Origin of the sequence: Streptomyces sp. NPDC020801 (genome assembly GCF_044334385.1) — a bacterium.
In the GTDB taxonomy this organism is placed as follows: Bacteria; Actinomycetota; Actinomycetes; order Streptomycetales; family Streptomycetaceae; genus Streptomyces.
Genome location: NZ_JBIRST010000020.1, coordinates 81,334 through 96,099 on the forward strand (window position 1 = coordinate 81,334; position 14,766 = coordinate 96,099).

General features: G+C 73.8%; 9 protein-coding genes, 1 tRNA gene and 2 pseudogenes. 6 read left to right on the forward strand and 6 right to left on the reverse strand.

The features are described 5' to 3' along the window. Positions 1-65: 65 nt before the first annotated feature. Positions 66-473: a four-helix bundle copper-binding protein gene (locus ACH4UM_RS32210; RefSeq protein WP_398187060.1), complete on the reverse strand. Its 408-nt coding sequence runs from the start codon at positions 471-473 to the stop codon at positions 66-68. Positions 474-991: 518 nt separating this feature from the next. Between ACH4UM_RS32210 and ACH4UM_RS32215 the strand changes: the two genes are divergently transcribed. From ACH4UM_RS32215 to fdh, 3 genes and pseudogenes are all read left to right on the forward strand, one after another. Continuing rightward, positions 992-2,044, forward strand: coding sequence for a 4Fe-4S dicluster domain-containing protein (locus tag ACH4UM_RS32215; RefSeq protein WP_398187063.1), 1,053 nt, complete (start codon positions 992-994; stop codon positions 2,042-2,044). Then, complete coding sequence (gene nrfD, locus ACH4UM_RS32220; protein WP_398187065.1) at positions 2,041-3,060, forward strand: NrfD/PsrC family molybdoenzyme membrane anchor subunit; 1,020 nt, start codon at positions 2,041-2,043, stop codon at positions 3,058-3,060. Before ACH4UM_RS32215 ends, nrfD begins: the two co-directional genes overlap by 4 nt. Positions 3,061-3,401: 341 nt before the next feature. After that, positions 3,402-6,663, forward strand: a pseudogene (gene fdh / locus ACH4UM_RS32225) (formate dehydrogenase). 361 nt (positions 6,664-7,024) lie between these two features. Here fdh and selD read toward each other — a convergent pair. Beyond that, positions 7,025-8,050 carry a selenide, water dikinase SelD gene (selD, locus tag ACH4UM_RS32230; RefSeq protein ID WP_398187067.1) on the reverse strand — a complete coding sequence of 342 codons (1,026 nt, stop codon included), beginning with the start codon at positions 8,048-8,050 and terminating at the stop codon, positions 7,025-7,027. Positions 8,051-8,145: 95 nt separating this feature from the next. On the opposite strand from selD, the gene ACH4UM_RS32235 reads away from it, so the two are divergent. Then, positions 8,146-8,239 (forward strand) — tRNA-Sec (locus ACH4UM_RS32235). 82 nt (positions 8,240-8,321) lie between these two features. Here the strand turns inward: ACH4UM_RS32235 and selB are convergent. Both selB and selA read right to left on the reverse strand, forming a co-directional pair. After that, a pseudogene (gene selB / locus ACH4UM_RS32240) lies at positions 8,322-10,025 on the reverse strand (selenocysteine-specific translation elongation factor); the annotation flags it as partial. Between the two features lie 9 nt (positions 10,026-10,034). Then, the gene (selA, locus tag ACH4UM_RS32245) at positions 10,035-11,402 is read right to left on the reverse strand and encodes an L-seryl-tRNA(Sec) selenium transferase (RefSeq protein WP_398187070.1); all 1,368 of its coding nucleotides are present in this window, start codon (positions 11,400-11,402) and stop codon (positions 10,035-10,037) included. A gap of 505 nt (positions 11,403-11,907) precedes the next feature. On the opposite strand from selA, the gene ACH4UM_RS32250 reads away from it, so the two are divergent. Then, the gene (locus tag ACH4UM_RS32250) at positions 11,908-12,492 is read left to right on the forward strand and encodes a hypothetical protein (protein WP_398187072.1); all 585 of its coding nucleotides are present in this window, start codon (positions 11,908-11,910) and stop codon (positions 12,490-12,492) included. A 13-nt stretch (positions 12,493-12,505) separates the two neighbouring features. Here ACH4UM_RS32250 and ACH4UM_RS32255 read toward each other — a convergent pair whose 3' ends face one another. Together ACH4UM_RS32255 and ACH4UM_RS32260 are read right to left on the reverse strand one after the other, a co-directional pair. Then, positions 12,506-13,066: a hypothetical protein gene (locus tag ACH4UM_RS32255; RefSeq protein ID WP_398187075.1), complete on the reverse strand. Its 561-nt coding sequence runs from the start codon at positions 13,064-13,066 to the stop codon at positions 12,506-12,508. Positions 13,067-13,127: 61 nt separating this feature from the next. Then, the gene (locus ACH4UM_RS32260) at positions 13,128-13,682 is read right to left on the reverse strand and encodes a hypothetical protein (RefSeq protein WP_398187077.1); all 555 of its coding nucleotides are present in this window, start codon (positions 13,680-13,682) and stop codon (positions 13,128-13,130) included. Between the two features lie 474 nt (positions 13,683-14,156). Here ACH4UM_RS32260 and ACH4UM_RS32265 point away from each other — a divergent pair, with 474 nt between their 5' ends. Beyond that, a complete protein-coding gene (locus ACH4UM_RS32265; protein WP_398187080.1) occupies positions 14,157-14,756 on the forward strand; it encodes a hypothetical protein in 600 nt (199 codons plus the stop codon). Positions 14,757-14,766: the final 10 nt, after the last annotated feature.

A 14,766-nucleotide genomic window follows, 5' to 3' on the forward strand; every position in this document is an offset into this window, starting at 1 on the left:
CCCGCCATCGGCTTCCCGGCACGACGAGCAGCGGCGGCCGTGGAGGCGGCCCCGAGTTCTCCCGGTCAGCCCAGGGCGGCGAGCAGTGTCCGGCACGCCTGTGCGCAGCGGCGGCATGCCTGCGCGCACACCGCGCAGTGCTCGTGCGCCCGGGCGTGCCGCGCGCACTCCTCGCCGCACGCCTCGCAGGCGGCCGCGCAGGCCGCCAGTACATCGCGGACGATGTCCGCGCCGTAGCCCGTGTGCCGGGACAGGATGCGCGCCGTGGCGTCGCAGATGTCGGCGCAGTCGAGATCGGTACGGATGCATCTGCGCAGGCCGGCGACCATGTCGTCGGCCAGGCAGGCACCGGCGCAGGCCGTGCAGGCCTGGACGCAGTCCAGGCACCGGTCGATGCAGTCGGCCAGCGTCTCGCGGTGCACGGCGCCGAGGTCGGCGGGATGGGCCCGGAGCATTTCCACGGTCACGGTCATCGGCTCCTCCTTGATCGGTTCGAGGTGTGACGGGAGTTTCCCGGGCCACGGCGCCGAAACCGCGGGCCGCGCGGTTCACCCGCACGGTTGCTCGTCCCGGCGTCCCGACGGCGTACGAACCGTATGCGGCGGCCCCGCGCCCTGGACCGCCTGCGTGTCCCCGCGCCCGGCGCGGTTTCGGGCGCGCACCACCCGGGCACCCGTGCCAGGCTCGAAACGAGCACAAACGAGCACAGAGGGCGCAGGGCTGAGCGCGCCGGCAGAAAGGCGGGCACGGCGTGGCGGCGTCTGCCGGGCACGCTCCGCCCCGGCCACCGTCCCGCGGCGAACGGGTGGCGGCCGTGCCCGGCGGCCGCCCGCCGCCCGGCACGGCGGGCACGGCGGGCAAGCGGTTCCCGCGCAAGGCGTTCACCGGCCGTCCGTCGTTCCCGACGGGCCCGCCCGTGTCCGCCCCGGTACGGGCCGGCCCCCGAAGGAGCCAGGGGCAGCGCTGGGAGCTGAGCCGAGGAGGTCGGAGCATGACCGAGGGCAACACAGCGGCGGTGAACGGGGCGGGCGGTGTCCCGCCGCCCCCGTCCGGGAACCAGCTGTTCGGGCCGCAGCCGAACGTGGCCCGGGCCGCCGGATACGCCGACGCCCCACCACGGATGGGCTTCTTCACCGACACCTCGGTGTGCATCGGCTGCAAGGCGTGCGAGGTGGCGTGCAAGGAGTGGAACGCCGTGCCGGAGGACGGCCTGGAGCTGACCGGGATGTCCTACGACAACACCCAGGGGCTCGGCGCGGACACCTGGCGGCATGTGGCCTTCATCGAACAGCGCAAGCCGCTGGGCGGCCAGGAGCCAGGGGCCGGCCACCAGGGGTTCGACGTGTTCGAGGCGGCACGCAACCTCGGCAGCTCCGCCTCCTCCCCCGGCCCCGGCGCCACCACGCCCCCTCCGGAGTCGGCACCCGCGGGCGCGCCGGCCGGGGAGATCTCGCCCGTGTCACCCGACGGGCGTACCGAGCTGCGCTGGCTGATGGCCTCCGACGTCTGCAAGCACTGCACGCACGCCGCCTGCCTGGACGTGTGCCCCACCGGAGCGCTGTTCCGCACCGAGTTCGGCACGGTCGTGGTCCAGGAGGACGTGTGCAACGGCTGCGGCTACTGCGTGCCCGCCTGCCCGTACGGGGTGATCGACCAGCGCAAGGAGGACGGCCGGGTCTGGAAGTGCACGCTGTGCTACGACCGGCTCGGCGTCGGCATGGAACCGGCCTGCGCCAAGTCCTGCCCCACCGTCTCCATCCAGTTCGGCCCGCTGGAGGAGCTGCGCGAGCGGGCGGCCGCCCGGGTGGCCCAGCTGCACGCGACCGGTGTCACCGACGCCCGCCTGTACGGCGAGAGCCCGGACGACGGGGTCGGCGGCGACGGCGCGTTCTTCCTGCTGCTGGACGAACCGGAGGTCTACGGTCTGCCGCCGGACCCGGTCGTCACCACCCGGGACCTGCCGGCGATGTGGAAGCACGCGGCGATGGCCGCGGTGTCGCTCGCCGCACTGGGCGCCGCGAGCTTCGTCAGGAGGGCGCGATGAGCGGATCGGACGTCACCCGCGAGGGGGTCGAGGGGGCGCGGCCCGGACGGGACGCCCCTACGGGTGCTCGGGCCGGGCGCCGCAGGCGACGCCGTGGCCGAGGCGAGCAGCCGCTGGTTCCCGACGCCCAGTTCTCGTCGTACTACGGCAAACCGATCCTCAACAGGCCGACCTGGGAGCCCCTGGACATCGCCGGTTACCTCTACCTCGGCGGTCTGGCCGGCGCGTCGTCGCTGCTGGCGGCCGGGGGGCATGCCACCGGGCGGCCGGAGCTGGCACGGGTGGCCAAGCTGGGCTCGGCCAGCGCCATCACTCTGTCGCTGGGCGCACTCGTGCACGATCTGGGCCGGCCCGCGCGCTTCGTCAACATGCTCCGCGTGTTCAAGCCCACCTCCCCGATGAGCGTGGGGTCGTGGCTGCTGGCCGGGTATGTGCCGCTGACGGCGGCCGCCGCGGCCACCGACGTCGCGGGCCGCTTTCGCCTGGTGGGCGCCGGTGCCACGGCGGCCGCGGCCGTCCTCGGCCCGGCGGTCGCCACCTACACCGCCGTACTGCTGTCCGACACCGCGGTGCCCTCCTGGCACGAGGGCTACCGCGAGCTGCCGTTCGCCTTCGCGGGTTCCGGCGCCAGTGCGGCGGCCGGGCTCGCGCTGGCCTGCGTGCCGTGCGCTCAGGCGGGGCCGGCCCACCGCATGGCGGTGCTCGGTGCGGCCCTGGAACTGGGCGCCTTCCAGCTGATGAAGCGCCGGATGGGCCTGGCGGCCGAGCCGTTCGAGCAGGGCAGGCCGCACATGCTGCTGCGCGCCGCGGAGCTGCTCACCGCGGGCGGCGCCGCGCTGGCGGCGGCCGCGGGACGACGGCGCAGCCGGGGTTTGGCAGTGGCCGCCGGGGTGGCCCTGCTGTCCGGCTCCGCCGCGCTGAGGTTCGGTGTGTTCCACGCCGGGGTGGACTCGGCCGAGGACCCCAAGTACACCGTCGTACCGCAGCGGGAGCGGCTCGAGGCCCGCGGCGGCTGACGTCTTCGGAGGCGTTCGGCGCACTGCGGCCGCGAGCCGGTGGGCGAGGTCGGTCGCTCCGGACGCCTCCAGGCCGGCGGCGCGCAGGGCCCGTGGGCCGCCGGTTTCGCCCCGGGGACCGCGGGTACTTCGCAGCAGCCGGAGCCGGACCGGGAGGAGGTGGGCTCCATGCCCGGTGACAGCCAGGTGCGGAGCCTGCCCGCCGACGGATGCCGTGCCGGCGCGGCTGCGCGAGAATCATCCACAGGAGGACTCGTGACACGACGCCGCCCCGGCTGAGGGCACGCACCGCGGAGGGACGGCACCGAGCAGACCCGAGCAGCACCGAAAGGGCTCATGTCATGGGCGTACGTACCTGGATCGACTCCTGGCCGGTCTACCGCCAGCTCAAGGGCACCGATCCCCTGGGCCGCGGGGCCGCCGCCAAGAGCGGGCCCAGCGCGCGGGCTCACCCCCCGGGTCGCGACCGCCGACCGGGTGGTGAAGTCGATCTGCCCGTACTGCGCGGTGGGCTGCGGCCAGAACGTCTACGTCCAGGACGAGCGGGTCACGCAGATCGAGGGCGACCCCGACTCCCCCATCTCCCGCGGCCGGCTGTGCCCCAAGGGAGCGGCCAGCCTCCAGTTGACCACCGGTGACTCCCGCGAGCACCACGTCCTGTACCGGCGCCCGCACGGCACCGAGTGGGAGCGCCTCGTTCTCGGCACGGCGATGGACATGATCGCCGACCGGGTGATCGAGGCCCGCCGCACGGGCTGGCAGTGGGAGGTCGACGGCACCCGCACCCGGCGCACGCTCGGCATCGCGAGCCTGGGCGGGGCGACGCTGGACAACGAGGAGAACTACCTGATCAAGAAGCTGTTCACCGCCCTGGGAGCGATCCAGATCGAGAACCAGGCGCGTGTTTGACACTCCTCCACCGTTCCCAGTCTGGGAACCTCGTTCGGCCGCGGCGGCGCGACCACCTTCCAGCAGGACCTGCAGAACTCCGACTGCATCGTCATCCAGGGCTCGAACATGGCCGAGTGCCATCCGGTCGGGTTCCAGTGGGTGATGGAGGCCAAGGCCCGCGGGGCGAAGGTGATCCACGTCGATCCGCGGTTCACCCGGACCAGCGCGCTGTCCGACGTGCACGTGCCGCTGCGCGCGGGCTCGGACATCGCCTTCCTCGGCGGGATCATCAACTATGTCCTGAGCAACGACAAGTACTTCCGCGACTACGTCGTGGCCTACACCAACGGGCCCGTGGTGCTGCGGGAGGACTTCCGGGACACCGAGGACCTGGACGGAGTCTTCTCCGGTCTGGACACCGACAGCCGCAGCTACGACAACAGCACCTGGCAGTACGAGGGCACGGAGGTCCAGGCGGCCTCGGGGCAGCGCGACGAGGAGTACGACAAGCGCACCGGCGGCGGGAGCTCGGTGGCGGAGGCCGCGCGCGGCGAGGCCCATGGCTCCGGCGGAGCGGCGATTGCCGAGGGCGAGCCCGAGCGCGACGAGACGCTCACCCACCCGCGCTGCGTCTTCCAGGTCCTCAAGCGGCACTACTCCCGTTACACCCCGGAGATGGTGGAGCAGATCTGCGGCGTACCGCAGGACCTGTTCCGCCAGGTGTGCGAACTCGTCACGGAGAACTCCGGACGCGAGCGGACCACCGCCTTCGCCTACGCGGTCGGCTGGACCCAGCACACCGTCGGCGTCCAGTACATCCGCGGGGCCGCCGTGCTGCAGAGCCTGCTCGGCAACATCGGCCGGCCGGGCGGCGGCATCCTCGCCCTGCGCGGGCACGCCTCCATCCAGGGTTCCACGGACATCCCGACCCTGTTCAACCTGCTGCCCGGGTACATCCCGATGCCGCACGCGCACAAGAACGAGGACCTCGACGCCTTCGTCGAGGCCGAGGCGGCGCACAAGGGCTACTGGGGCAACATGCGGGCCTACCTGGTGAGCCTGCTCAAGGCGTACTGGGGCGACGCGGCCACCGCCGACAACGACTTCTGCTTCGACTACCTGCCGCGGCTGACCGGCTCCCACTCCACCTACGAGACGGTGATGGCCCAGCTGGAGGGGACCTGCAAGGGCTACTTCCTCATGGGCGAGAACCCGGCCGTCGGCTCCGCCAACGCCAAGCTGCAGCGCCTGGGCATGGCCCACCTGGACTGGCTCGTCGTGCGGGACTTCTCCCTCATCGAGTCGGCGACCTGGTGGAAGGACGGCCCGGAGATCGAGACCGGGGAGCTGCGCACCGAGGACATCGGCACCGAGGTGTTCTTCCTGCCTGCCGCCGCGCACACCGAGAAGGAGGGCAGCTTCACCAACACCCAGCGGCTGCTGCAGTGGCACCACCAGGCCGTCGAGCCGCCCGGCGAGACGCGCAGCGACCTGTGGTTCGCCTTCCACCTGGGCCGGATCATCCGGCAGAAGCTCACCGGGTCCGGCGACGCGATGGACCGGCCGCTGCTCGACCTGACGTGGGACTACCCGACCAAGGGCCGACTGGCCGAACCCGACGCGGAGGCGGTCCTCACCGAGATCAACGGCCACGACGCCGAGGGCAATCCACTGGCCTCCTACGAGCAGCTCAAGCCCGACGGCTCCACGGTCTGCGGCTGCTGGATCTACTGCGGGGTCCGCGCCGACGGTGTGAACCAGGCGGCGCGCCGCAAGCCGGGCTCCGAGCAGAACTGGGTGGCGGCCGAGTGGGGCTGGGCCTGGCCGGCCAACCGCCGCATCCTGTACAACCGCGCCTCCGCCGACCCGGACGGCAGGCCGTGGAGCGAGCGCAAGGCGCTGGTGTGGTGGGACGCCGGCGAGGGGAAGTGGACCGGGCACGACATCGCCGACTTCAAGAGCGACAAGTCCCCCGGCTACCGGCCCCCGGAGGACGCGACCGGTCCCGAGGCGCTGTCGGGCACCGACGCGTTCGTGATGCAGGCCGACGGCAAGGCCTGGCTGTACGTGCCCTCCGGGCTCACCGACGGACCGCTGCCGGCCCACTACGAGCCGCAGGACTCGCCCTTCCCCAACCTGCTGTACACGCAACAGCGCAATCCGGTAAGGCAGTTGATGCCGCCGATTCCGGACAACCGCTACCAGCCCAGCGGCGGTGAACCGGGCTCGGAGGTGTTCCCGTACGTCGCGACCACCTACCGGCTCACCGAGCATCACACGGCGGGCGGCATGTCGCGCTGGCAGCCCTACCTGGCCGAGCTGCAGCCGGAGTTCTTCTGCGAGGTGTCGCCGGAACTGGCCGCCGAGCGCGGCCTGGAGCACACCGGCTGGGCGACGATCGTCAGTGCCCGGGGTGTGATCGAGGCACGGGTGCTGGTCACCGACCGCGTGGTGCCGCTGACCGTGCACGGCCGTACCCTGCACCAGGTGGGCCTGCCCTACCACTGGGGACCGAACGGCTACAGCACGGGTGACGCGGCCAACGAGCTGGTGCACCTGTCGCTCGACCCCAACACCCACATCCAGGAGACCAAGGCGTTCGCCGTCGACATCCGGCCGGGGCGCCGTCCCCGGGGCCCGGCCGCGCCGGAGCTGGTGCGCTCCTACCGGGCACGGGCGGGCATCGACGAACGGACGGGCACCGAGCCCTGACCGTACGGCGGCAGGAGCCCGGCGTCCGCGCGGGAGCGCACACCGTGCCCCTTGCCCCGTGCCCCTTGCCCCGTGGTCCGTGGTCCGTGGTCCGTGGTCCGTGGTCCGTGGTCCGTGCCCCGTGGTCCGTGGTCCGGGTCGCTGCCGGGGCGCGCCTTCCCGCGCAGCCCCGGAGACCCGCCACGGCCCATCGGTCACCGGGGCGTGGCCTGCGGCCGGGGTCCGGGGTCCCGTCGGCGCGCACGGTCCGGGCGGCACATGAAGTCCCGGCGGCACATGAAGTCCCGGCGGCGCATGGAGTCCCAGCGGGGCCCGGGTCATGGCCGGGGCGCCCGATCGGGTCGGCGTCGGGGTTCGGGGGTCAGCTCAGGACGACCGAGTGCGGTCCGCGTGGGACGAGTTCGCCGATCACCGGGGCTCCGGGGACCTCCCCGGCGACCAGCAGTCCGCCGGAGGTCTGGGCGTCGGCCAGGAGCAGACGGGTGTCGGCGCCCGTGCCGCCGAAGTCGGTGAACGGCGCCACCCACTCCAGGTTCCGCCGGGTGCCGCCGCTGACGTACCCGTCCCGCACGGCCTCCCGGGCCCCGTCCAGATAGGGTACGGCCGCGGTGTCGAGCACCGCGGTCACGCCCGACGCCCGCGCCAGCTTGTGCAGATGGCCGAGGAGGCCGAAGCCGGTCACGTCGGTCGCGCAGGAGGCGCCGCCGGCCAGGGCGGCGGCGGCCGCGTCCCGGTTGAGTTCCACCATGGTGGCCACCGCCTGCTCGAACCGCTCCCCGGTGGCCTTGTGACGGTTGTTCAGCACACCCAGGCCGAGCGGCTTGGTCAGCGACAGGGGCAGACCGGGCCGGCCGGCGTCGTTGCGCAACAGCCGCGCCGGGTCCGCGAGACCGGTGACGGCCATGCCGTACTTGGGTTCGGGGTCGTCGACGCTGTGCCCGCCACCCACGTGGCAGCCGGCCTCGGTGGCGATCTCGAGGCCGCCGCGCAGGACCTCGCGGGCCAGGTCGAACGGCAGCACGTCACGCGGCCAGGCCAGCAGGTTCACCGCCAGGACGGGACGGCCGCCCATCGCGTACACGTCGGACAGGGCGTTGGCCGCGGCGATGCGTCCCCAGTCGTAGGGGTCGTCGACGACCGGGGTGAAGAAGTCGGCGGTGGCCACCATCGCCTGCGCGGCGGCACCGCCCGGCCCGGGCAGCGCGACGACGGCCGCGTCGTCGCCGGTGGCCAGGCCGACCAGCAGCGGGGTGTCGCTCGGGGCCGGGAGCGTCGCCGCCAGCCCGCCGAGCACGTCCTCCAGCTCGCCGGGCGGGATCTTGCAGGCGCAGCCGCCGCCGTGGGCGAACTGGGTGAGCCGTACGGGCGTTTCGCGGGCGGCGGTCATGCCGGGTCTCCTGGGTGGGTGGTCGGCCGTGGCCGGTGCCGGGGGTGGCGCCGGAGCCGGCGCTGCCGGGTGGTTCCGGTAGCCTGACGGGCGGTGGAGGCGTGTGGGTGCCTGGTGGCCCTCCCGGTCTTCAAAACCGAGGTGTCCGAGGATCTCGGGCAGGCGGGTTCGATTCCCGTCCGCCTCCGCTTGCCGCCGCATCCGGCCGGCAGCGTCTGCGCCGGTCGTCCACCCACTCGGTGCGGCCGTGGCGGTCGAGGAACTCCAGCAGCGGCACGGCGACCCTGCGGGTGGTGTCGAGTGCCTGGCGCGCCTCGCTGAGCGTGAAGGGCTGCGGCAGGCCGCACAGCACCGCGGCGGCCCGGGCGTCCGCGCCCGGGAGCAGCACGATGCCGTCGCCGATCCGCAGCAGCGCGCCCGCCGAGACGGCCGCGGCAACGGCCTTGCGGTTCAGGCCCAGTTCGGCGAGACGATCGGCCTCCGGCGCCCGGAACGGTGCCCGTTCCAGTTCGCGGCGCACGGCGTCGACGGCCGCCTGAACGGGCGGCGGAAGGGTGGGCCGGAGGCTCCCGGGGCCGTACAGGCGGCCGTCTCTCCGCCGCAGTCCGGGCTCACCCGGAGTCTGGGCGAGGGCGTCCACCAGCGCCCGGTCCGGCAGTCCCAGCAGACGCCGGGCCGCCTCGGTGGGCAGGCCCGGCTCCATGGGGTGCTGCCCCGCGTACCGCTCGACCTCGGCGGCCAGCCGCCCGCGCAGGGCGGCCCAGTGCGCCTGGTCGGCGAGCCAGTCCCCGGTGACCGGAGCGGCGGGCGGCGGTACCCCCATGGCCAGGAGTTCGGCGCGGGAGATCAGCCTGCGCCGCCGTAGTTCGGCCGCCCCGTCCGGGTGGCCGGTCATGGTCGCAAGTTCGGCGGCCCTGGTCCTCGCCGCGCCGCGCCGGGTCAGCTGCGGCGGGCGGACGTCCAGCACGGTCACCCCGCAGGGCGGGCGCCCGCCGCCCGGTTCGCGCAGGACCGCCCGATCGCCGATCCGCAGGGGCAGCGGGCGGCGCAGGGTGAGTCTGGCGGTGTCCTCGCCCAGCGGCCGGACGGTCACGGGCACCGCGGTCGTGCCGATGTGCAGGGTGACCGTCCGGGGCAGGTCGCCGACCGGCTCGCCGGTGACGCGTACGTCGATCAGGTCGGTGAGCAGCCAGCGGTCCGGGGCGAGCAGTACCTGCCCACGCCCCAGGGGACGGTTCAGGGGGCCGTGGACGTTGACCGCCACCCGCGCCACTCCGCTGACGGCGGTCCGCTCCTGCCGCAGACACTGCAGCCCGCGCACCCTGAGCGCGGTGGAGCCGTCCCCGGTCACCAGCCGGTCGCCGACGCGCAGGGTGCCCGAGCCGAGCGTGCCCGTCACCACCGTGCCGTGCCCGCGCACCGTGAAGGCGCGGTCCAGCCACAGCCGCAGGTCCGCCTCGGCGGACGGCACGGGCAGCGCGCGGGCCAGCCGCGCCAGCTCGGTGCGCAGTTCGTCCAGCCCGGCACCGGTCACGGCACTCACCGCCACGGACGGCACGGCACCGAGCGAGGTCTCGGCCAGCCGCTTCACGGCGTCGGCGCGCACCGGTCCGGGGTCGGCGAGGTCGCTGCGGGTCACCGCGAGCACGGCGTGCCGTACGCCGAGCGCGTCGAGGATCGCCAGGTGCTCCTGCGTCTGGGCCTGCCAGCCCTGGTCGGCGGCCACCACGAACAGCACGGCGGGCACGGGCCCGACCCCGGCGAGCATGGTGGACACGAACCGTTCGTGACCGGGGACGTCCACGAAGGCGAGATGGTCGTCCTCGGCGTCGAGGCGGGTCCACACGAAGCCGAGGTCCAGGGTGAGTCCGCGACGCCGCTCCTCCTCGAAGCGGTCGGGTTCCATTCCGGTGAGCGCCCGGACCAGGGCGGACTTGCCGTGGTCGACGTGGCCCGCGGTGGCCAGCACCCGCATGGCGTCCTCCTACCTCTTCGCGGCCGACCGCACGGCCTCGGCCAGCCGTTCGTCGTCCGGTGCCGGCACCGCCCGCAGATCCAGCAGGCACCGGCCCGCCTCCAGGCGCCCCACCACCGGGACCGCACCGGTGCGCAGCACTTCGGCGTACCACTCCGGCAGGGACAGGGCGGCGCTCGGCAGTGTCACGCCGGGTGCTCCGCCGCCGCCCACGGTGGCGGAACAGGCGACGGCCCGGACGTCGAGCCCGGCGCCACTCAGCGCGGTGGCGAGCCGGTCGGCGCGGCGCATGAGCTCCTGCGGGCCGGCGGCCAGGAAGGCGGCGGTCGGCGTCTCGGGGCCGGTGAGGGTGGCCTCCAACGCGGCCAGGGTGAGCTTGTCCACCCGCAGGGCACGGGCCAGCGGGTGCCGGGCCAGGGCACGGACGAGGTGTTCGTCCCCCAGGAGCAGTCCGCACTGGGGGCCGCCGAGCAGCTTGTCCCCGCTCGCCGTGACCAGCGCCGCGCCGGCCCTCAACTGGGTCTGCGCGTCCGGCTCTTCGGGCAGCAGCGGATGGGGGGCGAGCAGCCCGGAGCCGATGTCGACGACCACGGGCACGCCCAGCGCCGACAGTTCACCGGCGTCGGCGGCCCGGGTGAAGCCGGTGATGCGGAAGTTGGAGGGATGCACCTTCAGCACGAAGGCGGTCTCGGGGCCGATCGCCTCGGCGTAGTCGGCGACGCCCGTCCGGTTGGTGGTCCCCACCTCACGGAGCCGGGCTCCGGTGGACACCAGCAGGTCCGGCAGCCGGAAGCCGTCGCCGATCTCGACCATCTCCCCACGGCTGATGACGATCTCCCGCCCGGCGGCGAGCGCGGTGGCGGCGAGGACGAGGGCGGCGGCGCCGTTGTTGACCACGTGTGCCGCGGCGGCTGACGGCACCCGGCCGCGCAGCGCGCTCAGGGCGGAGCGGCCGCGGCGGGCCCGGACTCCGGTCGCCAGGTCCAGTTCGACGTCGGTGGGCCCGGCGGCCTCCTGCACCGCCTGCCGGGCCGCCGCCGACAGCGAGGCCCGGCCGAGGTTCGTGTGCAGCAGTACGCCGGTTGCGTTGATCACCGGCCGCAGTCCGCCGACCGCGCGCGGCAGCAGCGCGACCGCGGTGTCCGCGACCTCCTCGGGGGCGATGGCGCCGTGGCGTGCCTGCTGCTGCGCCTGCCGGACGGCGTCCTTGACCGGGCCCGGTCCGAGGCGTCCCAGCGCGTCCACCAGGCGGGGGTCCCGCAGGACCACGTCGGTGCGGGGAATCCGCCGCCGCACGTCGCTCCCGGCCCGGTCCCGGCCGGGGCCGTGGACATCCGTCCCCTCACCCGCCCACCGCCCCGTGACCCGCTGGTCCACCGCAGCCCCTCCTCCATTCCAGGCCCGGCCTCGTGGCTGTCAAGGCACCTCATCGTCCCTCAGCGCCCGCGGCCGTCCGTACGACACGCCGGTGCGGCCCTTCGGCCCACGTCAGGTGGTCGATGCACCGCCACCGCACCATGCGCTGCGGGTGCCGCACGTGTACCCGGACAGCGGCGGCCGATACGTCCGGACGCGGGAGCCGCCGTTTCGCGGTGCCGGCAGCGGGAACCCGCCCGGGCGCCGTGAACTCCGGAGCGCCGGAGCGCCGTGAACGCCGCCGACACGGGCGGCGCCGTCCGCCCCGTCAGCCGCGCACCCGCGCGGGACGGTCCGGGTGGATCCGGGTAGATTCGGGTGGATCCGGGTGGATCCGGGTGGATCCGAGCGAATCCGAGTGCATCGAGTGCATCGAGTGAAGAGGTGTCGGGTGAACGGCGGTCCGCGCAGTGTCCGTCGCCGGCGGGGCGGCGCCGGTGGACGTCCGTCCGGGCGTACACGCTGGGTGTTCGACGGCTTCATCGCGGGAATCGGCACCGCCTCCGGTACGCGGCTGGCGCTGGGCCACTGGGCGCGCTCGCCCTTCGGGCCGTTCAGTGACGTCATGCTGGAGCGGAACGACGGTCACCGAATCCTGCTGGCCCCCGGACGCGAGACGGCACGCTTCATCGCGGACACCTACTCCTTCGACGAAGTGCGGATCGAACCGGTCGGCGTGACGGTCACGAGCAACTCCTGGACCGTCGGCACACCGTCGCTGACCCTGGGCTTCACCACCGGACCGCGCGGCCCGCTGGGGCTCGCACTCAGGACGGTGCCGCGCGCGCTGGCCGCCAGTCCCCGCTGGATCCAGGCCCTCGACCGGCCGGCACGCCTGCTGCGGGGTGTGCGCACCTGCGGCAGCGCCGGCGGCGGACGGTACGAGTGGTACGGCGCGCAGGACCTCCGCCCGGTCGGACGGGCCACCGCCGCCTTCGAGGGCGAGGATCTCGGGCCGCTGGCGGCGGTCACGCCTCCCGTGCGGTTCGGTTTCGGCTCCACTCCACGCGAGCCGTGCGTCGTACGGGTCACCACCACGGTGGCCGGGTGACCGCCGAAGGCCGTCAGTTGCTGAGCAGACGGTTGAAGAACGAGCGGTAGCGGCGCAGCGCCTTGCGCAGGTCCTCCGTGTCCACCCGCTCACCCTGGCTCCACTGGCCCTCCAGCTCCTGCTTGTGCCGGGCGAAGGTGGCGGCCAGGGTCTGCATGACGTCGGCGACCAGGGTGTCGGCGGTGTGCACGGCCTCGCGCGGGTCGTCCACGAACCGGCCCTGGACCTCCTGCCAACGGTCACGGAAATCCTGCTCCTCGTCGGCGGTCAGCAGCCGCGGGGTCTCCTCGCCGGTGGTGTCCGTGGTCTCGGACCCGGTGGTCGCGGGCCGCTCTCCCGTGGCTTCCGGGGTGGGCTGCCCGGCGGTCTGCCCGGGTGCCGCCTCCCCCGTGCTCTCGCCGGGGAAGACCGGGGCCCGGGAACCCCTGCCTTCCTGTACCGGTCCGCCCCTGCCTTCCTGTACCGGTCCGCCCTGTACCGGGGCGTCGCCCTCGGCCGGGCTGCCGGGAGGCTGGGCCAGATCCTCTGTGGACAGTCCGCCGCCGGCGCGGCGCCGTTCCTCATTGCTGTGCATGGGGTGTTCCTCCCTGCGGGCCGCCGTCACGGGCGGCCGGCGTTCGGGGTGGAGTCCGGTCTCAGGACGGGGCGTGCTGGGTGCGCCCTCCGTCGGAGAGCAGTTCGTCGAAGAGTGCGCGGTAGTGCACCATGGCGCCCCGCAGCTGCTCGGTCGTGGCCCTGCTGCTCGTGCTGAGCGTCTCGATCTCATGAGCGGCGCGGTAGTGCTCGAGGGTGCGGCCGTGCTCCACCGAGAGGACCTCCGCCTGCTGCTGGAATCCCTCGGTCGGGTAGCCGCGCTCGCGCATCAGGGACGTGACCAGCCGGTCCGCGTCGTGCACCGCGTCCTCGGGCCGGTCGACGAACTCCTGCTGGACGCTGCTCCACTCCCGTGAGTAGCGGTCGCGTGTGACGTCGGGCAGCGGTTTGATGTCCAGGGCGTCGTGCCGCTTCTCCCGGGCCTTGAGCTCACGCTCGCCGGCCCGCCGGCTCTCGGCGCCCTCGACCGTCCGCTCGTACTCCGGGCCGAAGCGCTCACGAAGGCGCCGGCGCCGCATCAGCAGTGAGGCTGCCACGGCGATCAGGGCGAGTACGACGACTGCAATGATGATCGCGAGAAGTGTTCCCGTGGACATGTGACGCACCCCCTTGTGCATCTTCCGGGTGCCCGGCGACGGGCGTCTTATGCGCATTCGCCCACCTTTGACCAACTACTCCGAAAGGGTGATGCGCGGGTCCCGCCACACGGCGTTCCGCCACCGCGGACAGCGGCGTTGACCCGCGCTTCCGCTCGGGATGCCGACCCGCGAACGGGCGACTAGCGTCTACCGGAGAGAGCCGCAACCGTGGCCCGCCCCGTCCGGCGAGGCCTCCACAACGGGGCCCGCTGCCGCAGGGCCCGCCCGCGGAACGTCACAGGGGCGGCACGGCGGCGTCGGGACCAGGACGTGCTCCTCCCCGTTCGGCGACGGCCGGCCCACCGCGCCGTACATCTCAGGCCGGCGGCCGCGGCCATCACTCCCGCGCCGCGCCTTTTGCGCGAGACGACGGGGATGACGGCCGGTCAGCAGCCGTTCGCACGCGCCGGGTTCGAGACGGAGAGGCTTCCCATGGAACAGCAGGTGGCGACGGAGGCACCGCCGCGCAGGCCGGTCGGCAACGCCGGTGTCTTCTACTCCTTCGCCCCTTGGATCGTCTTCGGGGTCGTCGCGAGCCCCAGTACGTGGAAGTACGCCGCGCTGGCCGCGCTCATCGCCGCGATCGGACTCTCCGCCAGGGACATCGCCCGGGGCCGGCTGTACATCCTCGACATGACGGCCATCGTGTTCTTCGCCGTCGTCACCGTTCTGGCGCTCGCCCTGAACCGGCAGCAGCTGATCTGGCTGGAGACGTACGCCCAGGTGATCTCCAACGGAGCCGTGGCGGTGGTCGCCTACGCGTCCCTGCTGTTCGATCCCTTCACGGCGCCGTACGCGCGGCAGGTCACCCCGCCCCAGTTCTGGGGGTCACCCGTCTTCAAGCACATCAACGTGGTGCTGACCACGGTGTGGGCGACGGTGTTCGCCGTCATGGCCGTCTCCACCTGGCTGGCCGTACGGGCGCCCACCGCGAGCGACTGGCTCAACTGGGTCGTCCCGGTCGTCCTTCTGGTCTGGGCGGTCAAGTTCACCGACCGGTATCCGGAGTCCTACCGCAGCCGGGTGGCGTGAGGGCCGGCCG

Excerpts from the sequence above, each read along its gene's own strand:
- ACH4UM_RS32215 (WP_398187063.1), top strand. The coding sequence starts at position 992 with ATGACCGAGGGCAACACAGCGGCGGTGAACGGGGCGGGCGGTGTCCCG.
- ACH4UM_RS32255 (WP_398187075.1), bottom strand. The coding sequence starts at position 13,066 with ATGCACAGCAATGAGGAACGGCGCCGCGCCGGCGGCGGACTGTCCACA.
- ACH4UM_RS32210 (WP_398187060.1), bottom strand. The coding sequence starts at position 473 with ATGACCGTGACCGTGGAAATGCTCCGGGCCCATCCCGCCGACCTCGGC.
- ACH4UM_RS32260 (WP_398187077.1), bottom strand. The coding sequence starts at position 13,682 with ATGTCCACGGGAACACTTCTCGCGATCATCATTGCAGTCGTCGTACTC.
- nrfD (WP_398187065.1), top strand. The coding sequence starts at position 2,041 with ATGAGCGGATCGGACGTCACCCGCGAGGGGGTCGAGGGGGCGCGGCCC.
- selD (WP_398187067.1), bottom strand. The coding sequence starts at position 8,050 with ATGACCGCCGCCCGCGAAACGCCCGTACGGCTCACCCAGTTCGCCCAC.
- ACH4UM_RS32265 (WP_398187080.1), top strand. The coding sequence starts at position 14,157 with ATGGAACAGCAGGTGGCGACGGAGGCACCGCCGCGCAGGCCGGTCGGC.